Origin of the sequence: Arenimonas sp. GDDSR-1 (assembly GCF_025980345.1) — a bacterium.
Classification (GTDB): Bacteria; Pseudomonadota; Gammaproteobacteria; order Xanthomonadales; family Xanthomonadaceae; genus Arenimonas.
This window is the reverse complement of the sequence record NZ_JAPDUI010000033.1, coordinates 1-19,585: the sequence shown is the minus strand read 5'-3', so window position 1 is coordinate 19,585 and position 19,585 is coordinate 1. Positions and strand designations below refer to the sequence as shown.

Here is a 19,585-nt window from a genome sequence, read left to right as displayed (position 1 = left end):
TCGATTTCACGTTCGATGTCGCCTCCAAAGTCATCGTGCCGCCGTCCGGTTTGGCGGACGCGCTGTCCGCGCTGTCGGTCTCACTGGCCGATGGCAGCGTTCTGATTCTGGGTGAAATCGCCGAGAACCACGCCGAGGCCTCGCACATCCGTGCCGCCGCCAAGGCCTTGCAGCAGGCCGGCAAGGCCAGCGTATGCCGTCTGCCGCAGGGCGCCAATGCCCTTGGTCTGGCCCAGCACAACGTGCTGCCGGGCGAGGGTGGCCGTCATGCGGGCGCCATGCTCGACGGCGATTTGAAAGCCCTGTTGCTGTTCGGCATCGAGCCGCAGTTCGACTTCAGCGACACGACCCGCGCCGTCAAGGCGATGATCGGGGCGAAAGTCGTGGCCTGCAGCGCCTATGTCACCGAATCGCTGAAAGAGCTGGCCGATGTCATTCTGCCGATCGGTCTGCTGCCGGAAATCCAGGCCACGTTGACCAATGCCGACGGCCGCGATCAGCACGCCGAAGCTGCCGGCAAGCTGCCGGGGTCCGCGCAAAGCGGCTGGCGCGTGCTGCGCGCCCTTTATGAGGCCGCCGCGCTTCCGGCACTGGATTTCACCGACATCGACGGCCTGCATTCCGGTCTGGTCAAACATTCCGTGACGTCCGGCACCGGCCTTTCGGCCAAGCGCGCCCGATCCGAAGGTTTCGAACGTATCAGCACCAGTCCGATATACCGCGGCGATGCCGTCACCCGTCGCGCTGCCTCCTTGCAGGCCCATCCGCTGAATGCCGGCCCGCGTCTGGTCATGCATCCCGCTGCCGCCGCCAAAATCGGCCTGCAGGAAGGGCAGATCGCCAAAGTCGGTGACGGCACCGGCAGCGCCGCTTTGCCGGTGGTGCTGAGCCGCATGGTTCCGGAATCCTGTGTCTGGATCGAAACGAATCATCCCGCCACCGCGCCGCTGTCCCAGACGGCTTCCCTGGCCATCGTGAGGGCCGCCCCGTGATTGATCTCATTCGCGAATTCTTCGTGCAGTTCGGCCTTATCGGCAGCCTGGCCTGGATGCTGGTCAAAATCCTGGTCATCATGCTGCCGATCATCATCGCCGTGGCCTTCTATACCCTGTTTGAACGCAAGATCATCGGTTGGATGCACGTGCGGCAAGGGCCGCAGTATGTCGGTGGTGTATTCGGCATCGGCGTCATTCAGGCCTTCGCCGACGTGTTCAAGATGCTGTTCAAGGAATTGATCACGCCCGACAAGGCCAGTCCGTTCCTGTACCGTCTGGCACCGTTGATTGCATTGGCACCGGCGCTCGCGGCATGGGCGCTGATTCCGTTCGGCGAAAACGATACCGGTCCGCTGGTGCTTTCCGACATCAATGCCGGCATCCTGATGCTGCTGGCACTGACGTCGATGGGCGTATACGGCATCATCCTCGGCGGCTGGGCCTCCAACTCGAAATACGCGGTGATGGGCGCCTTGCGCGCCGCCTCGCAGGTCATCAGTTACGAAATCGCCATGGGCTTCGCGCTGGTCGGTGTTCTGGTGGCGGCCGGCAGCATGAACCTGACCGAAATCGTCAATGCCCAGTCCGGCAACAGCGGTTTCCTGGAGTGGTTCTTCATCCCGCTGTTCCCGCTGTTCATCGTGTATTTTATTTCCGGTACCGCCGAAACCAACCGCGCCCCGTTCGATGTCGCCGAAGGCGAGTCGGAAATCGTGGCCGGTTTCCATGTCGAATACTCCGGCTCTGCGTTCGCCATTTTCTTCCTGGCCGAATACGCCAACATGATACTGGTCAGCTTCCTGACCGCGCTCCTGTTCCTCGGCGGCTGGCTGTCGCCGTTCCAGGGCTGGCTCGGCACCGAGGGCGTCGCCGGCCTGCTGGCCGCGCCCGGTATCCACTGGCTGTTCCTGAAAGCCCTGTTCTTCGCCTTCTGTTTCGTCTGGTTCCGCGCCAGCTTCCCGCGCTACCGGTACGACCAGATCATGCGGCTGGGCTGGAAAGTGTTCATTCCGATCACCATTGCCTGGATTTTCGTGGCGGCGGTTGCGGCTTACAACAACTGGTTTGTCCTGGGAGCCTGAGGTCAACATGATCCGACTGTTCAATTACCTCAAAAGCCTGATGCTGGTGGAGTTCCTGCAGGGACTCTGGCTGACCTTGACCTACATGTTCAAGCCCAAGTACAACGTCAACTATCCGTTCGAGAAATTCCCGCAGTCCGCGCGTTTCCGCGGCCTGCACGCCTTGCGCCGGTATCCGAACGGCGAAGAACGCTGCATCGCCTGCAAGCTGTGCGAGGCGGTCTGCCCGGCACTGGCCATCACCATCGACTCGGCTCCGCGCGAGGACGGCCAGCGCCGCACCACGCGTTACGACATCGACCTGTTCAAATGCATCTTCTGCGGTTTCTGCGAAGAGAGCTGTCCGGTCGATTCCATCGTCGAGACCCACATCCATGAATACCACTTCGAAAACCGCGGCGAGAACATCGTGACCAAGCCGCAGCTGCTCGCCATCGGCGACCGTTTCGAGGCGGAAATCGCCGAACGCCGCCAGGCCGACGCGGCTTACCGATAGGAGAGGGCGCTTGAACTTCGAAATGATCGCGTTTTACCTGTTCGCCGCCGTGGCCCTGTCGTCCGCGGTAGCGGTCATCAGTTTCCGCAACCCGGTGCACTCGGTGCTGAGTCTGGTGCTGACCTTCTTCTCGACCGCCTGCCTGTGGCTGCTGTTGCAGGCCGAGTTCCTGGGCATCGTCCTGGTGCTGGTCTATATCGGCGCGGTAATGATCCTGTTCCTGTTCGTGGTGATGATGCTGGATGTGCATACCGCGCCGCAGCGCGAGGGCTTCATCAAGCATTTCCCGGCCGCCATCGCGGTCGCCGGGGTGATGTTCGCCGAAATCCTGCTGTTGCTCGGCGTCGGCCGGGGAGCGGCACGGGCCATGCCGGCCGCCGATCCGGCGCTGCTGGCAAACGACAGCAACCTGCATTGGATTGCCCAGGCCCTGTTCAGCCGCTACATGCTGCCGTTCGAAACCGCCGCCGTCATCCTGACCGTGGCGGTGGTTGTTGCCGTGCCGCTGACGCTGCGCCGCCGCGCCGGCACCAAAACCCAGAATCCGTCGGAACAGGTGCTGGTGCGCCGTGACGACCGCGTCCGCCTGGTCAAGATGGCGGCGACCGTCAAAACCGACGATGGCGCTCCGGAGGCCAAATGATTACGCTCGAACACTACCTGGTATTCGCCGCCGCCCTGTTCAGCCTGAGCATTGCCGGCATCATCATCAACCGCAAGAACGTCATTCTGCTGCTGATGTGCATCGAGCTCATGCTGCTTTCGGTGAACGTCAACTTCGTGGCGTTCTCGCGATTCCTCGGCAATGTCGATGGCCAGGTCTTCGTCTTTTTCATCCTGACCGTTGCCGCCGCCGAGGCCGCCATCGGTCTGGCCATTCTGGTCACGCTGTTCCGAAACCGCCGCACCATCAATGTGGCCGAACTGGATTCCCTGAAAGGTTGATGCGATGTTGAATGAACCCACACAGCTGTCCCCGGCCATCCTTCTGGTCACCGCGCTCGCGCCGCTGCTCGGTGCGGTATTCGCCGGCCTGTTCGGACGCCAACTCGGCCGCAAAGGCGCCCACAGCGCCACCATTGCGCTGGTCGCCCTGAGCTGCGGACTGTCCATTTACGTTCTGGGCCAGTTCCTGTACGAGTCGGCGCTGCCGTTCAACCAGAACCTGTACACCTTCTTCGAAAGCGGGCGTTTCTCGGCCCATGTCGGTTTCATGGTCGACCGCCTCACGGCGATGATGATGGTGGTGGTGACCTTCGTCTCGCTGCTTGTCCATGTCTACACCATCGGCTACATGCAGGACGATCCGGGCTACCAGCGCTTCTTCAGCTACATCTCGCTGTTCACCTTCTCGATGCTGATGCTGGTGATGAGCAACAACTTCCTGCAGCTGTTCTTCGGCTGGGAAGCGGTCGGTCTGGTGTCCTATCTGCTGATCGGTTTCTGGTACAAGCGCCCGAGCGCCATTTTCGCCAACCTGAAAGCCTTCCTGGTCAACCGCGTCGGCGATTTCGGATTCCTGCTCGGCATCTGCGGGGTGGTTTATTTCACCGGTACGCTCGATTACGCCCAGGCCTTTTCGCAGGTCAACGGGATTTCCCAGGCTGTTATCGAGTTGATCCCCACCTTTACTGTGCTCGGCCATACCTTCGCTGCCTGGGAAGTGTCGGCCGTCACCTTCATTGCCATCAGCCTGTTCATCGGCGCCATGGGCAAGTCGGCGCAGGTGCCGTTGCATGTCTGGCTGCCCGATTCGATGGAAGGTCCGACCCCGATTTCTGCGCTTATCCACGCGGCAACCATGGTGACCGCCGGCATCTTCATGGTCGCCCGCATGTCACCGATTTTCGAGCTCAGCCCGACGGCCCTGCATTTCGTCCTGTTCATCGGCGCCACCACCGCGCTGTTCACCGGACTGATCGGCATCATCCAGAACGACGTCAAGCGCGTGGTTGCCTATTCCACCCTGTCGCAGCTCGGCTACATGACCGTTGCGCTCGGCGTATCCGCCTATTCGGCCGCGGTCTTCCATCTGATGACGCACGCCTTCTTCAAGGCGCTGCTGTTCCTGGCCGCCGGTTCGGTCATCATCGGCATGCACCACGAGCAGGACATGCGCAAGATGGGCGGTCTGAAGAAATACATGCCGATTACCTACTGGACCAGTCTGATCGGTACCTTGGCATTGGTCGGTACGCCGTTCTTCTCCGGGTTCTACTCGAAAGACACCATCATCGAAGCGGCCGCGCATGCCGCTCACGGCGGCCACTGGATCAACACCTATGCCTATTGGGCGGTGATGCTCGGCGTGTTCGTGACCAGCTTCTACAGTTTCCGTCTGCTCTACCTGACCTTCCACGGCAAGGAACGCTTTGAAACCCATGCCGAAGCGGCGCATCATGCCGAACCGCATGAAATCCACGGCAATGAGGCCGCATCCGGCCATGATGATCACGGACATCACGACCATGGCGGTCTACCGCATGAGTCCCCCTGGGTGGTCACGGTTCCGCTGATCCTGCTGGCGATCCCCTCGATTTTCATCGGCTTCTTCACGGTCGGGCCAATGCTGTTCGGCGGCTTCTTTACCGGCGCCATCGAAGTGTTGCCGCAGAACGACGTCATCGCCGTGCTCGGCGAGGAATTCCACGGCCCGGTCGCCTTCGCGCTGCACGGCATGCAGATGCCGGCGTTCTGGCTGGCCCTTTCCGGGTTTGCTTTGGCAACTTACATCTATCTGTTCAATATCCGTGTAGCCGAGCGCGCGCAGAAGATCTTCGCATTGCCGATCCGCGTGCTGGAGAACAAGTACGGGTTCGACGACCTCTGGATCAAGGGTTTCGCCGGCGGCAGCATCGCGCTCGGCGGCAAGGCCTGGAAATACATCGATGCCGGCCTGATCGACGGCGTGCTGGTCAATGGCACGGCCAATCTGGTCGGCCGTATCGCACGCGGCATCCGCGGCACCCAGACCGGCCGTCTGACCACTTACGCGTTTGCCATGATCGTCGGTCTAATTGCGATGCTGGCCATCGCAACCCACCTGTTTGCTGAATAAGGACAAGGATTACTCGCATGGGCACCCACCTGCCGCTACTCAGCACACTCATCTGGCTCCCGATTCTCGGCGGCCTGATCACCTTCCTGCTCGGTGACCGCCGCATCGGCAGCGCCAAAGTCTTCGCGCTGCTGGTGACGCTGGCCACTTTCCTGCTCAGCATCAAGCTGTACCTCGGCATCGATCAATCAACCGCCATGATGCAGTTCGGCGAGCAATTGCCGTGGCTCCCGGGATTCAACATCAACTACAGTCTCGGCGTCGACGGAATCTCGGTCGCGCTGATTCTGCTGACCACCTTCACCACGGTACTGGTGCTGATGGGGTCCTGGAGCTCGATCGAGAACCGCGCACATCAGTATTTTGCCGCCATGTTGGTGCTTGAAGGACTCATGGTGGGCGTGTTCTGCGCCCTGGATGCCATCCTGTTCTACATCTTCTTCGAAGGCATGCTGATTCCGATGTTCATCATCATCGGCATCTGGGGCGGTCCGCGCCGCATCTATGCCAGCATCAAGTTCTTCCTGTACACCTTCCTCGGCTCGGTGTTCATGCTGATCGGCCTGATCTATCTGTACAACAAGTCCGGAAGTTTCGACCTGGCGACCTGGGCCCAGCTGCCGCTGAACGCCACCGAGCAGATGTGGCTGTTCTTTGCTTTCCTTGCCGCCTTCTCGGTCAAAGTGCCGATGGTGCCGGTGCATACCTGGCTTCCGGATGCGCACGTCGAGGCGCCGACAGGCGGATCGGTCATCCTGGCCGCGATCATGCTCAAAATCGGCGGATACGGGTTCCTGCGTTTCAGTCTGCCCATCGTTCCGGATGCGTCCACCGAGTGGGCCTGGCTGGTCATTCTGCTGTCGCTGATCGCCGTGGTCTACATCGGTCTGGTGGCCCTGGTGCAGGAAGACATGAAGAAGCTGATTGCGTATTCATCAATCGCGCACATGGGTTTCGTGACCCTGGCCAGCTTCATCGTGTTCGCCATGGTGCGCCAGGACGGCAATCTGGAAGGCGCCCGTCTCAGCCTGCAGGGCGGCATGGTCCAGATGATTTCACACGGGTTCATTTCCGGCGCCATGTTCAGCTGCGTCGGTGTTCTTTATGACCGCATGCACAGCCGGATGATCAAGGATTACGGCGGCGTCATCAACACCATGCCGTGGTTCGCCGGATTCTTCGTGCTGTTCGCCATGGCCAATGCCGGATTGCCGGGTACCAGCGGCTTCGTCGGTGAATTCATGGTCATCCTCGCTGCATTCCAGGCGCATCCACTGATCGCCTTCTTCGCCGCGATCACGCTCATCCTCGGCGCTGCTTACACCCTGTGGATGGTCAAGCGCGTGGTGTTCGGCGACATCGCCAACCACCATGTCGCCGAGCTGACCGACATCAATGCCCGCGAAGCCTGGATGCTCGGCCTGTTTGCTGCAGGCGTGCTCGCACTCGGCGTCTATCCGAAACCCCTCGTCGACCTGATGGATGCGCCGATCGCGGCCTTGGTCGACCACATCGTGCAAACCAAGCTCTGAGGAACCGCCAATGACCATTCCCATGATCTCCGCGGCGGACCTGCATGCCATCCTGCCGGAAATATTCATCTGCTGCTCGGCCTTCGCCCTGCTGATGCTCGATCTGTTCATCGATGCCAAACGCCGGCCGTTGATCCACTTCCTGGCGGTTGCCGTTCTCGTTGCGGCGATTCTGCTGACCGTGCGCGACATGGCAACCGGAACCAGTCTGGCTTTCGGCGGCATGTTCATCCATGACATCGCCGGCGATGTGCTGAAAATCGGCATTTATGCGGTAACCGCCTTCGCCTTCATTTACGCCAAACCCTATCTGATCGAACGCGGCCTGTTCAAATCCGAATTCTACGTGTTGGCCTTGTTCGGCGTGCTCGGCATGATGCTGATGATTTCGGCCGGCAATCTGACCGTGCTGTATCTTGGCCTCGAGTTGCTGGCGCTGAGTTCCTACGGTCTGGTCGCACTCGACCGCGACAACCCCTTGGTCTCGGAAGCGGCGATCAAGTATTTCGTGCTCGGCGCCATCGCGTCGGGTCTGCTGCTGTACGGCATGTCAATGATTTACGGTGCCACCGGCAGCCTGCAGTTCGATGCCATCTATGCCGCATCCGGCACGACCGCCTCGCCGATGCTGTTCAAACTCGGCGTGGTGTTCGCGGTGGCCGGCGTTGCCTTCAAGTTCGGTGCCGCACCGTTCCACATGTGGCTGCCCGATGTCTACCAGGGCGCACCGACCGCGGTTACCGCGTACATCGCTTCGGCACCGAAAATGGCGGCGTTCGCCATGGCCTACCGTCTGCTCGAGTCGGCTGCCGGCAACAGCATGGCCGATTGGGTGCCGCTGATTGCCATTCTGTCCGCCCTGTCGCTGGTGCTCGGCAACCTGATGGCGCTGGTGCAGTCCAGTTTCAAACGCCTGCTGGCCTATTCGACCATCTCGCATGTCGGTTTCCTGTTCCTCGGCCTGCTCAGTGCCGATGCCAGCGGTTATGCCGCCGCGATGTTCTATGCCATCAGCTACGGAATCACCGCCGTGGCTGCGTTCGGTGCGCTGATCCTGCTCAGCCGTGCCGGTTTTGACGCCGATGACATCGATGGATTCCGCGGCCTGTGGGTCAAGCATCCGGGTTACGCTTTCCTGATCCTGTTCGTGGTCGCCTCTCTGGCCGGTGTGCCGCCGTTCCTCGGCTTCTTCGCCAAGTTGCAGGTCATTGTTGCGGCCTTGAATGCCGGTTACCAGTGGCTGGCCCTGCTGGCGGTGATTTGTGCCGTGATCGGTGCCTTCTATTACCTGAAGCTGATCCGCGTGATGTTTTTCGAGAAGCCCGAAATCGAGGCTGCCGATATCAATCCGGACCGCCATCTGCGGGCGGCGTTCGTTCTCAATGCATCGGCGCTGTTGGTTCTGGGGCTGTTCTCCAATGCCATCCTGTCCTGGTGCCTGAGGGCGTTTCCGGCCGCTTGACGCGGGACTTGTGTCCGGACGGCCACTTCCGCTATAATGTCGGTTCACTGATGCGGGGTGGAGCAGTCTGGCAGCTCGTCGGGCTCATAACCCGAAGGTCGTAGGTTCAAATCCTGCCCCCGCTACCAGTTTGACGCAGTCGGCTTTGGCCGGATGCGGGGCTAGTTCGAAGTGCCGTTCGGCTTCGGACGCCGGAACTAGGAAGTACCGGAAAAGGGCCGTCAGGCCCTTTTTTATTAGCAACATCGCACGGCGCAGGGAGATGGCAGCATGGCAATGACCGGTAAAGCCTTGGAATTGAAGGAATTATTGGACCCGACCGTTCGCGGCTTGGGGCTCGAGTTGCTGGGCGTCGAATTCTCGCCGGCGGCGGGCAACGCCCTGTTGCGTCTGTATATCGACGCGCCGGAGCGCCTGGTCAGCATCGAGGATTGCGAAGCGGTCAGCCGGGAAGTGTCGGCCAACCTCGATGTCAATGATCCGATTGCCTCGCAGTACACGCTGGAAGTGTCCTCGCCGGGCATTGACCGGCCGCTGTTCACGCTCGCGCAGTTTGCGCGGCAGATCGGCGAGCAGGTCAAGATCAGCCTGAGTCTTCCGCAGGACGGACGGCGGCGGCTGCAGGGCAAGGTGCTTTCCGTCAGCGATGCCGGAATCGTGTTGGATGTCGATGGCCGTGAGTTCACGGTCGCCATCGGCAATGTGGATAAAGCCAGGCTGGTGCCGGATCTCGTGGCGCTCGGTCTGGTGGCTGAACCCAAAGGCGGGCGCAGGAAACCGGTGCCCAAGAAATCGTGATTTTCGACTAATTTTCGGCCCGGCCGAAGGATACGGAGTTGGATTGTGAGTAAAGAACTTTTATTGGTCATGGAAGCGGTCGCCAACGAAAAAGGCGTCGACCGTCAGGTCATCATCCAGGCGATGGAATCGGCGCTGGCTTCGGCCGCGAAAAAGCGTTACCACGACGAGGACGTGTCGATCCGCGTCGCCATCAATCCCAAAGACGGCACCTATGAAACCTTCCGCCGCTGGGAAGTGGTGGCCGACGACGTGGTCATGGAATCGCCCGACCGCATGATCCGCCTGATGGATGCCGTGGATGAGATGGAGGGCGCCGAAGTCGGCGACTTCGTCGAGCAACAGGTCGAAAATCCCGAATTCGGCCGCATCGCCGCACAGGCCGCCAAGCAGGTCATCGTCCAGCGCGTCCGTGAAGCCGAGCGCGCACTGGTGCTCGAGCAGTGGAACGACCGCGTCGGCGAACTGGTCAACGGCGTAGTCAAGCGCGCCGAGCGTGGCAATGTCTACGTCGATCTCGGCGGCAACGCCGAAGCCATCATTCCGAAAGACAAGGCCATTCCGCGCGACGTCCTGCGTCCAGGCGACCGCGTCCGCGGCTATCTGGCCGAAACCCGCGCCGAAACCCGCGGCCCGCAGCTGATCATCTCGCGCATCGCGCCGGAGTTCATGATCGAGTTGTTCAAACTGGAAGTGCCGGAAGTCGGCCAGGGCCTGGTCGAAATCAAGGGTGCCGCCCGCGATCCGGGCGACCGCGCCAAGATCGCCGTGCTGGCCCACGATCACCGCACCGATCCGATCGGTGCCTGCATCGGCATGCGCGGCTCGCGCGTCCAGGCTGTTTCCAATGAACTGAACGGTGAGCGCGTCGACATCGTGCTGTGGTCCGACAACCCGGCCCAGTTCGTCATCAATGCCATGGCGCCGGCCGAAGTGCAGTCCATCATCGTCGATGAAGACAAGCACTCGATGGACATCGCCGTGGCTGAAGACAAGCTGGCCCAGGCCATCGGCAAGGGCGGCCAGAACGTGCGTCTGGCCAGCCGTCTGACCGGTTGGCAATTGAATGTCATGACCCAGGACCAGGTGTCCGCCAAGAGCGAGGCCGAACAGGCCGCCGCGCGCGCCGTATTCGTCGAAAAACTGGAAGTGGACGAGGAAATCGCCGGCATCCTGGTCGCCGAAGGCTTCAATACGGTCGAGGAAATCGCTTATGTGCCGGCGGCCGAACTGCTGGCCGTTGAAGGCTTCGACGAGGATATCGTGGAAGAACTGCGCGCCCGAGCCCGCGACGCCCTGCTTAACGAAGCCCTGGCTGCTGAAGAGGAAATCGAGGAGCACAAACCGTCCGAGGACCTGCTGGCGATGGACGGCATGAGCGAAAGCATCGCCTATGCGCTGGCCGAACGCGGCGTTTCCACCCCCGATGACCTGGCCGAGTTGGCCGCTGACGAGATTTCCGATATCGAAGACATGGGCATGGAGCGCGCTTCGGCGTTCATCCTGGCCGCCCGTGCCGCAGAAATCGCTCGTCTCGAGCAGACGAACTGAACCGCGCGAAACGCAAGCCATGTAATCTGCATCACAAAAATCAAGGATCGACACCTCCATGTCAGAAGTAACCGTAGGATCGTTGGCAAAAATCGTCGGATTGCCGGTCGACAAGCTGCTCAAGCAGCTTGCCGATGCCGGCATGGAATTTTCCGGTCCCGACCAGGTCGTCAGCAGCACCGAGAAGATAAAGCTGCTCGGCTTCCTGCGCCGTTCGCACGGCAAGACCGAAAAGCCGGCTGAAGCAGCCGCTGCGCCGAAAAAGATCACCATTGCCCGCCGCAAGACGGAAGAGCTGACGGTTGCCAGTTCCGGCAAGTCCAAGACCACGGTCGCGGTCGAAGTGCGCCAGAAGCGCACTTATGTCAAACGCGACGAAGTCACCGCTCCGGTTTCCGACGAGCGCGAAGAAGTCCTGCGCAAACTCGAAGCATCGAAATCGCGCAATGCCGAAGAACAGGCGCGTCTGAGCGAATTCGACCGCGCACGTCGCGAGCAGATCGAATCCGAACGCTCCGAAAAGGAACGCATCGCACGCGAGGCCGAAGAGAAGGCGCGTGTCGCCGCGGCTGAACTTGCCGGCAAGAAAACCGGAGTCGCCGATGCCGATGCCGCCGGTCATGAATCCCGCCGCGAGCGCGATGAGAAGCACGGCCATAAACCGCACAAGACCGAGGCCATCCGCCACGAGCCGGCCAAGGCCGCCAAGGACAAGGCGCCCGCCAAGACCGCCAAGCACAAGGTGCGCGGCTCGCATGTCATGGTCGACAACGACATCGATGATGATTCCGCGCTGCAGAACATCAGCGGCCAGCTGCATCTGACCGCCGCCGAACGCGAACGCCGCGTCAGTGCCGGCAAGAGGAAGCCGAAGCAGAAAACCATGGAAGCCTCGCGCACCGCGACCGGACAGCATGGCTTCTCGCGTCCGACCGCTCCCATCACCCGTGAAGTCGCCGTCGGCGAATCGATTGTCGTTTCCGAACTGGCCAACAAGCTGGCGATGAAAGGCTCGGATGTGGTTCGCGCCCTGTTCAAAATGGGCATGATGGTCACCATCAACCAGGTCATCGATCACGACACCGCCGTGCTGGTCGTCGAAGAGCTGGGCCACAAAGCCGTACAGGCCAATGACAATGATGCCGAACTGGCGCTGGTCGCGCATCTGGACGAAGTCCAGGGCGAGAAAAGCCCGCGTCCGCCGGTCGTTACCATCATGGGTCATGTCGATCACGGCAAGACGTCCCTGCTGGATTACATCCGCCGCACCAAGGTCGCCACCGGCGAAGCCGGCGGGATCACCCAGCACATCGGCGCTTATCATGTCGAGACACCGCGTGGCGTCATCAGCTTCCTGGATACTCCGGGCCATGCCGCGTTCACCGCCATGCGCGCCCGCGGCGCTAAACTGACCGACATCGTGGTCCTTGTCGTCGCCGCCGATGACGGCGTCATGCCGCAGACCATCGAAGCGGTGGAGCATGCCCGTTCGGCGAAAGTGCCGCTGATCGTGGCCATGAACAAAATGGACAAAGCCGAAGCCAACCCCGACAACGTCAAACAGGGTCTGGTCAAATTGGAAGTGGTGCCGGAAGAGTGGGGCGGCGACGTCCAGTTCGTGCCGGTGTCGGCCAAGACCGGTGACGGCGTCGACAATCTGCTCGAATCGATTCTGGTGCAGGCCGAACTGCTGGAGCTGAAGGCCACCGTCGATGCCCGCGCCAGCGGCGTGGTCATCGAATCCTCGCTCGACAAGGGCCGCGGTCCGGTCGCCACGGTGCTGGTCCAGGAAGGCACCCTCAAGAAGGGCGATTATCTGGTCAGCGGCCTGCAGTACGGCCGCGTGCGTGCGCTGTTCGATGAAAACGGCAAGCAGACCGAAACCGCCGGTCCGTCCATTCCGGTTCAGGTGCTCGGTCTTTCCGGCGTGCCGGATGCCGGCGATGACTTCGTGGTCGTGGCCGACGAGCGTCTGGCCAAGGAAGTGGCCCAGCAACGTGAAATCAAGCGCCGTGAGTCGCGTCTGGTCAAACAGCCGGGCTCGCGCATGGAAGACGTCATGGCCCAGATGGGCGCCGGACAAGGCCAGCAGGTGCTCAATATCCTGGTCAAGGCCGATGTGCAGGGTTCCGTCGAAGCGTTGCGTGATTCGCTGACCGGTCTTTCCAACGAGGCCATCCGCATCAACGTGATTTCTTCCGGTGTCGGCGGCATTACCGAATCGGATGCCACGCTGGCGGCCGCGTCCAAGGCCGTGGTCATCGGCTTCAACGTGCGTGCCGATGCTTCGGCGCGCCGGATCATCGAAAGCAACGGCATCGACCTGCGCTACTTCTCGATCATCTATGACGTCATCGACCAGGTCAAACAGGTCGCTTCCGGTCTACTGGGTGTCGAGATCCGCGAAGAAATCATCGGCATCGCCGAAGTCCGCGACGTGTTCCGCAGCTCCAAGTTCGGCGCCGTGGCCGGTTCGCTGGTCATCGAGGGCACGGTCAAGCGCAACAAGCCGATCCGCGTCCTGCGCAACAGCGTGGTGGTGTTCGAAGGCGAGCTGGAAAGCCTGCGCCGCTTCAAGGACATCGTCGAGGAAGTCCGCAGCGGTACCGAATGCGGCATCGCGGTGAAAGCCTACAACGACGTCAAGCCGGGCGACCAGATCGAATGCTTCGAACGCATTGAAGTGGCGCGCAGCCTCTGATGGCGAAGAAAAGCTTCCATCGGACCGACCGGGTTTCCGCCCAGCTCCGCCGTGAGCTGGGCCAGATTGTACACGCCACGGTGCGCGAGCACGGCCTGCCTTCGTTGAGCGTGTCCGATGTCGAGCTTACCCGCGACATGGCGCATGCCAAGGTGTTCGTCACCGCGTTGCTGGCCGATTCCTCCAAAGCCGCGGTCAAGGCCCTGAACGAATTGGCGCCTGAAATGCGCTTCCAGCTGGCCCATGCGGTCAAGATGCGGCATGTGCCCGAGCTGCATTTCCATTACGACGACTCGGTCGATAAGGGCGAGCGCATCGAACAGCTCCTGCGCGACAGCCCCAAGCCCGAATCGCCCTGACCGCCTCCGGGCGGTTTTTTCCGGCATGAAGAAAGCCCAGTTCACATTCGCCCGACACCCGGTCGACGGCCTCATACTGCTCGACAAGCCCCGGGGCATGACCTCCAACCAGGCCCTGCAGAAGGTGCGTAACCTGTTCCGTGCCGAGAAGGCGGGGCATACCGGTGCGCTTGATCCGCTGGCCACCGGCGTGTTGCCGATCTGTCTGGGTGAAGCCACCAAGGTCGCCGGCATCCTGCTCGGTAACGACAAAGCCTATGAAGTCAGCGCCGCCCTGGGTACCACCACCGATACCGACGATGCCGACGGACAGGTGCTGCGCCAGAGGCCGACTGGACGCTACAGCCGAGAGCAGCTGCAGGCCCTGTTGCCCCAATTCACGGGCGACATCCTGCAGGTACCTCCGGTATATTCCGCGCTCAAGCAGGGCGGCGAGCCGATGTACCTGAAAGCACGCCGCGGTGATGTCATTGAGCTGCCGGCAAGGCCGGTCCGCATCCATGCCATTGAACTGCTGGCGCTGGAACCGGACGCCTTCAGCCTACGGGTGACCTGCGGCTCGGGAACCTATATCCGCAGTCTGGTGCGTGATCTGGGCGAAGCGCTCGGCTGCGGCGCCCATGTCACGGCGCTGCGCCGGCTCTGGGTCGAGCCGTTCCAGACACTCCCGCTGTGGACTCTGGACGGGCTTCAGGCACTGGCCGAGCAGGGCATTCCGGCGCTGGAGGGCATCCTGCATCCGGTGGCCGAGGCCTTGGTGGCGGTGCCCCGGCTGATTCTGGATGCCGATCAGGCCCGGCGGGTGGGCATGGGCCAGAAAATCCGCATTCCGGAGCCGTTTGCGGCCAGTGAGCGGGTTCAGCTCTGCAATGAACAGGGGCTGCCGCTCGGACTGGCCGGCATCAGTGTCGAAGGGGAGCTCACGGTTCAGCGTCTGTTCCGCTGGGCGGCCATCAATTGACCCGATTTAACCCCACTAACTGATTGAATCGAGTATAATATGCGGGCTTCGCAGCTTCCCTGACGAAGCTTCCTTAACCGGCGGTTATGGCGGTTGCGCACCGTGCGCTTCTGCCGAATTCGCATCTTCATAGAGAAATAGACATGTCCATTGATACCAGCAAAGTCATCGGCGAACACAAACGCGCCGCCAACGATACCGGCTCCCCGGAAGTCCAGGTCGCCCTGTTGACCGCCCGCATCGAAGACCTTTCCGAACACTTCAAGACCCACAAGAAAGACCACCACTCGCGCCGCGGCCTCCTGAAAATGGTGAACCAGCGCCGCAGCCTGCTGGCCTATCTGAAAAAGAAAGACGGCGAACGTTACCAGGCCCTGATCCAGCGCCTCGGCTTACGTCGCTAACCACCCAACGCGGCGCTTCGGCGCCGCGTTGTTTTTTGCAGTACATCAAAGGCGGGCATGTGGCCCGCCTCGCGGAAATCAAAGAGGATAATACAGTGGCAAAAATCGTGAAAACCTTCCAATACGGAAAGCATCAAGTCAGCATCGAAACCGGTGAAATCGCGCGTCAGGCCAGCGGCTCGGTCATCGTCAGCGTCGAAGGCACCGTGGTCCTGGTCACCGCCGTGGCCGCCAAGTCGCAGCGCGAGGGCATGGATTTCTTCCCGCTCACCGTCGACTACCAGGAAAAATTCTATGCCGGCGGCCGTATCCCGGGCGGCTTCTTCAAGCGTGAAGGCCGTGCCACCGAGAAGGAAACCCTGATTTCCCGCCTGATCGACCGTCCGATCCGCCCGCTGTTCCCGGAAGGTTTCCGCAATGAAGTGCAGATCATCGCCACCGTGGTGTCGATGAATCCGGAAGTTGATGGCGACATCCCGGCCCTGATCGGCGCCTCCGCCGCCCTGGCTCTGTCCGGCGCGCCGTTCAACGGTCCGATCGGCGCCGCCAAGGTCGGTTTCGCCAACGGCCAGTACATCCTGAACCCGACCGCCGCCGAACTCGCCACCTCGCAGCTCGAGCTGGTCGTCGCCGGTACCGCCGGTGCCGTGCTGATGGTGGAATCGGAAGCCGCGCTGCTTTCCGAGCAGCAGATGCTGGGCGCCGTGATGTTCGGCCATCAGCAGATGCAGACCGTCATCAACGCCATCAACGAACTGGTTGCCGAAGTCGGCGTCAGCAAGTGGACCTGGCAGGCTCCGGCCAAGAATGAAGCCATGATCGCCGCGCTCAAAGCCGCCGTCGGCAGCCGTCTGGAAGCCGCTTTCGCCATCCGCGAGAAGCTGGAACGCCGTGACGCCATCGCCAAGATCAAATCCGAAGTGATGGAAGGCCTGAAAGCCGACGCCGAAGCCAATGGCTGGGCCGGTGCCGAACTGTCGAAGGAATTCGGCGAGCTCGAATACGAAACCATGCGCGCTTCCGTGCTGAAGACCAAGGTCCGCATCGACGGCCGCGATCTCACCACCGTACGTCCGATCAGCGTGCGCACCTCGGTGCTGCCGCGCACCCACGGTTCGGCCCTGTTCACCCGCGGTGAAACCCAGGCGCTGGTGGTGGCTACCCTCGGTACTGCCCGCGACGGCCAGATCATCGATGCCGTGTCCGGCGAGTACAAAGAAAACTTCATGTTCCATTACAACTTCCCCCCGTATTCGGTGGGCGAGTGCGGCCGTTTCGGTGCGCCGAAGCGCCGTGAAATCGGCCACGGCCGTCTGGCCAAGCGCGGCGTGATGGCCGTCATGCCGAACATGGAAGAATTCCCGTACACCATCCGCTGCGTTTCGGAAATCACCGAATCCAACGGTTCCTCCTCGATGGCCTCGGTCTGCGGTTCTTCGCTGGCCATGATGGACGCGGGTATTCCGCTGAAAGCTCCGGTCGCCGGTATCGCCATGGGTCTGGTCAAGGAAGGCGGCGATTTCGTGGTGCTGTCCGACATCCTCGGTGACGAAGACCATCTCGGCGACATGGATTTCAAAGTGGCCGGTTCCGAGCAGGGCATCTCCGCGCTGCAGATGGACATCAAGATCGAAGGCATCACCGAAGAAATCATGCGCATCGCGCTCGACCAGGCCAAACAGGGCCGTCTGCACATCCTCGGCGAAATGGCGAAAGCCCTGTCGACGCCGCGTGCCGAAATGTCGGAATTCGCGCCGCGTCTGCTGACCCTGAAGATCCATCCGGACAAGATCCGCGAAGTAATCGGCAAGGGCGGTTCGGTCATCCAGGCCATCACCAAGGAAACCGGTACGCAGATCGACATCCAGGACGACGGCACCATCACCATTGCCTCGGTCAACAACGCTGCGGCTGAAGCTGCCCGTGCCCGCATCGAATCGATCACCTCCGATGTCGAGCCGGGCCGAGTTTACGAAGGCAAAGTCGCCAAGATCATGGATTTCGGCGCGTTCGTCACCATCGCTCCGGGCAAAGACGGTCTGGTGCATGTGTCGCAGATTTCCAACGAGCGCGTCGAGAAGGTTTCCGACAAACTCAAGGAAGGCGATATCGTGAAAGTGAAAGTTCTGGAAGTCGACAAGCAGGGCCGTATCCGCCTGTCGATGAAGGCACTGGACGAAGACGCCGCCGAATAAGCGCTTCGGTTTCAGGAAAAAGCGGGCTTCGGCCCGCTTTTTCGTGGGCCGGAGTTTTGTGTACACTGACGGCATGAACCCGTTCTGGAAAAGCCGGATCCTGTTTGCCCTCGGCAGCCTCTGGGCTTTGCCGATGACGGCCGTCGGTCTGGTGCTCGGGCTAGGAAGCCTTCTGCTCGGCGCGCGCGTGTCTTTTTCCGATGCGGCCGTGGTGTTTTCAGGCTTCCGGTTTTTCAGCCGCGGCGCGTTGACGCTCGGGCAGGTCATTTTGCATACCGGAACATCGCTCGACGAGCCGACCCTGACCTACCACTGCGCGGCCTTCGGGGGCGATGAGTGCGTACGCATCGGGAGTCACGAACGGGCGCATGTGTATCAGACCATGGCGCTGGGCCTTTTTTTTCTGCCGCTGTATTTCCTGCATGGCGGCATCAGTCACACCAACCGCTTTGAGCAGGCGGCCGACCGCTATGCCCGGACCGGTTCCGGCTGGTGGCCATACGGATCATAAAAACCCCGCCAAAGCGGGGTTTTCAGGACGACTGCATTTGCAGGAATCAGAACTCTTCGACGCGGTCGACTTTCATCACCCAACCGGCTTCGCCTGCGGTGAGCTTGTACTGCAGCTGGCGCATCTTGCCGCTGGGCTGGGCATTGGTGTCGCCGTCCTTGTAAATCGGAAAACGCTGCGCAACGATGCCCTCGACCACGGCGAATTCATCATGGCCCATGTAGCCCTTGCCGTTGACTGCATCTTCGCTGACCGGCGGGAAGTAGATTTCGCTCAGGCTCTTGTTGTTATTGGCCGAGTAGCCGATCGGCGTGGCATAACTGCCGCTGCCGGCCGAGGTGACCCACACGTAAATCTCCGGCGAGCCGTCGGCATTGATGTCGCCGATCTCGGCCTTGGTCACGCTGCCGTCGATTTCGCGGCTGATCACATCATTGACCTCACTCAGCCCGCTCGGGGTGATGGTGAGATTGTTCATCGAGCCTTCATTGGTGGCTTCGACCACGAAGCGGATGCCTTGGAGCTCGAGTTCCTGCTTGAATCCCGGCTTCGCCGCTTCGGGCGCTGTGGCGGTTTCCGCAGGTGCGGCGGCAGCGGTTTCAGCGGCAGGGGCGGTTTCGGCCGGCTTTTCGCCGCAGGCGGCAAGCGAAAGCAGGATGGCGGCGGCAAGTGCGGACTTGGTCATGGCGGGTCTCCTCGGCGTGTGAGTGGCCAATGTAGCACAACTGATCGCCCCGTCAAATTGACCCGAATCAAGTGCCCGACCATGAAAAACCCCTCGGCAACGAGGGGTTTTTGATCTGGTACCGGTGATAGGACTCGAACCTACACTATGTCACCATAAGCGGATTTTGAGTCCGCCGCGTCTACCATTCCGCCACACCGGCATGTGGACGCCCATTATACCCAATCGGGCGGCTTATTCACAGTCGACCGGATCCAGGCACAGCAGCTTGCGGCCCTTGCTGTACCAGCCGTCGCCGAGCGGCTCGAAAATCGAGCAGTCGCCCATGCTGTCCTTGTAGATGTGCAGGGAAATGGCGATGTTGTCGGAGCTTGGATTGCGGATGGTGTGGTATTCATGCGGCGGAATGATGCAGCCCGAGGAGCCGACACCGCCAAGTACCGGCGTGAGGCGCTCGAAACGGCAGCGCTCGGGCTGGTCTTCCAGCAGCTCGTATTGAATGATTTCGATTTCGCCCTGCCACACGCCTTCGACTCCCCACAAGCCGCAATGGTCGTGGATCGGCGTGCCTTGTCCGGGGCCCCAGGTCATCGCAACCACGCTGACTCCGGTTTCCGGACACTTGTAGATTTCGCGCCGGGCGTAATGGCCTTCCACAGGCTCATAGACGCATTCCGGAAGAAACACCGACTTGGAGGTAATCAAAGCGCTCAAGCCGTCCCGCAGGATGGCCATGGTGGCCTGGGTGTCCTTGGCCGCGCAGGCTTCGCGGATCAGGTCCAGAAGGCGGTCTTT

Annotated in this window: 18 protein-coding genes and 2 tRNA genes; 17 read left to right on the top strand and 3 right to left on the bottom strand. The window is 61.3% G+C overall.

The genetic code is table 11. The features are described from left to right. The 17 genes from Q0W88_RS06905 to Q0W88_RS06825 form a co-directional block, all read left to right on the top strand. A partial coding sequence (locus Q0W88_RS06905) for a molybdopterin-dependent oxidoreductase (RefSeq protein WP_297801471.1) occupies positions 1-992 on the top strand: 992 nt, incomplete at its 5' end. Between the two features lie 56 nt (positions 993-1,048). Then, positions 1,049-2,077, top strand: coding sequence for an NADH-quinone oxidoreductase subunit NuoH (nuoH, locus tag Q0W88_RS06900; RefSeq protein WP_297801481.1), 1,029 nt, complete (start codon positions 1,049-1,051; stop codon positions 2,075-2,077). Between the two features lie 7 nt (positions 2,078-2,084). Further along, the gene (gene nuoI / locus Q0W88_RS06895; RefSeq protein ID WP_297801469.1) at positions 2,085-2,573 is read left to right on the top strand and encodes an NADH-quinone oxidoreductase subunit NuoI; all 489 of its coding nucleotides are present in this window, start codon (positions 2,085-2,087) and stop codon (positions 2,571-2,573) included. Positions 2,574-2,583: 10 nt separating this feature from the next. Beyond that, positions 2,584-3,216 (top strand): NADH-quinone oxidoreductase subunit J, encoded by a 633-nt coding sequence (locus tag Q0W88_RS06890; protein WP_297801466.1) that lies wholly within the window; start codon positions 2,584-2,586, stop codon positions 3,214-3,216. Further along, positions 3,213-3,518 (top strand): NADH-quinone oxidoreductase subunit NuoK, encoded by a 306-nt coding sequence (gene nuoK, locus Q0W88_RS06885; protein ID WP_297801464.1) that lies wholly within the window; start codon positions 3,213-3,215, stop codon positions 3,516-3,518. The genes Q0W88_RS06890 and nuoK overlap by 4 nt, the downstream gene beginning before the upstream one ends. A 4-nt stretch (positions 3,519-3,522) precedes the next feature. After that, entirely contained in the window at positions 3,523-5,631 is a 2,109-nt protein-coding gene (gene nuoL / locus Q0W88_RS06880) for an NADH-quinone oxidoreductase subunit L (protein ID WP_297801462.1), read from the top strand. 17 nt (positions 5,632-5,648) lie between these two features. After that, positions 5,649-7,163, top strand: coding sequence for an NADH-quinone oxidoreductase subunit M (locus Q0W88_RS06875; protein ID WP_297801459.1), 1,515 nt, complete (start codon positions 5,649-5,651; stop codon positions 7,161-7,163). Positions 7,164-7,173: 10 nt separating this feature from the next. Beyond that, on the top strand, positions 7,174-8,625 hold the full coding sequence (gene nuoN / locus Q0W88_RS06870) for an NADH-quinone oxidoreductase subunit NuoN (protein WP_297801457.1): 1,452 nt from the start codon (positions 7,174-7,176) through the stop codon (positions 8,623-8,625). Between the two features lie 51 nt (positions 8,626-8,676). After that, a tRNA-Met gene (locus Q0W88_RS06865) sits at positions 8,677-8,753 on the top strand. 148 nt (positions 8,754-8,901) lie between these two features. Further along, positions 8,902-9,423, top strand: a complete 522-nt coding sequence (gene rimP, locus Q0W88_RS06860; RefSeq protein WP_297801479.1) for a ribosome maturation factor RimP — start codon at positions 8,902-8,904, stop codon at positions 9,421-9,423. 45 nt (positions 9,424-9,468) lie between these two features. Continuing rightward, complete coding sequence (gene nusA, locus Q0W88_RS06855; RefSeq protein WP_297801455.1) at positions 9,469-10,974, top strand: transcription termination factor NusA; 1,506 nt, start codon at positions 9,469-9,471, stop codon at positions 10,972-10,974. A 58-nt stretch (positions 10,975-11,032) separates the two neighbouring features. Beyond that, complete coding sequence (gene infB, locus Q0W88_RS06850; protein WP_297801452.1) at positions 11,033-13,675, top strand: translation initiation factor IF-2; 2,643 nt, start codon at positions 11,033-11,035, stop codon at positions 13,673-13,675. Next, positions 13,675-14,034 (top strand): 30S ribosome-binding factor RbfA, encoded by a 360-nt coding sequence (gene rbfA, locus Q0W88_RS06845; protein ID WP_297801449.1) that lies wholly within the window; start codon positions 13,675-13,677, stop codon positions 14,032-14,034. Before infB ends, rbfA begins: the two co-directional genes overlap by 1 nt. A gap of 25 nt (positions 14,035-14,059) precedes the next feature. Then, positions 14,060-14,995, top strand: a complete 936-nt coding sequence (truB, locus tag Q0W88_RS06840) for a tRNA pseudouridine(55) synthase TruB (protein ID WP_297801447.1) — start codon at positions 14,060-14,062, stop codon at positions 14,993-14,995. Between the two features lie 143 nt (positions 14,996-15,138). Then, positions 15,139-15,399: a 30S ribosomal protein S15 gene (gene rpsO / locus Q0W88_RS06835; protein WP_297801444.1), complete on the top strand. Its 261-nt coding sequence runs from the start codon at positions 15,139-15,141 to the stop codon at positions 15,397-15,399. A 95-nt stretch (positions 15,400-15,494) separates the two neighbouring features. Then, a complete protein-coding gene (gene pnp, locus Q0W88_RS06830; RefSeq protein ID WP_297801442.1) occupies positions 15,495-17,594 on the top strand; it encodes a polyribonucleotide nucleotidyltransferase in 2,100 nt (699 codons plus the stop codon). A gap of 73 nt (positions 17,595-17,667) precedes the next feature. Beyond that, positions 17,668-18,105, top strand: a complete 438-nt coding sequence (locus Q0W88_RS06825; RefSeq protein WP_297801477.1) for a hypothetical protein — start codon at positions 17,668-17,670, stop codon at positions 18,103-18,105. A 46-nt stretch (positions 18,106-18,151) separates the two neighbouring features. Here the strand turns inward: Q0W88_RS06825 and Q0W88_RS06820 are convergent, their stop codons facing one another. The 3 genes from Q0W88_RS06820 to Q0W88_RS06810 form a co-directional block, all read right to left on the bottom strand. Further along, the gene (locus tag Q0W88_RS06820) at positions 18,152-18,790 is read right to left on the bottom strand and encodes a PliI family lysozyme inhibitor of I-type lysozyme (protein WP_297801439.1); all 639 of its coding nucleotides are present in this window, start codon (positions 18,788-18,790) and stop codon (positions 18,152-18,154) included. 116 nt (positions 18,791-18,906) lie between these two features. Beyond that, positions 18,907-18,992 (bottom strand) — tRNA-Leu (locus tag Q0W88_RS06815). Positions 18,993-19,024: 32 nt separating this feature from the next. After that, positions 19,025-19,585 (bottom strand): cysteine dioxygenase family protein (locus Q0W88_RS06810; RefSeq protein ID WP_343212536.1); only part of this gene is annotated, 561 nt, incomplete at its 5' end.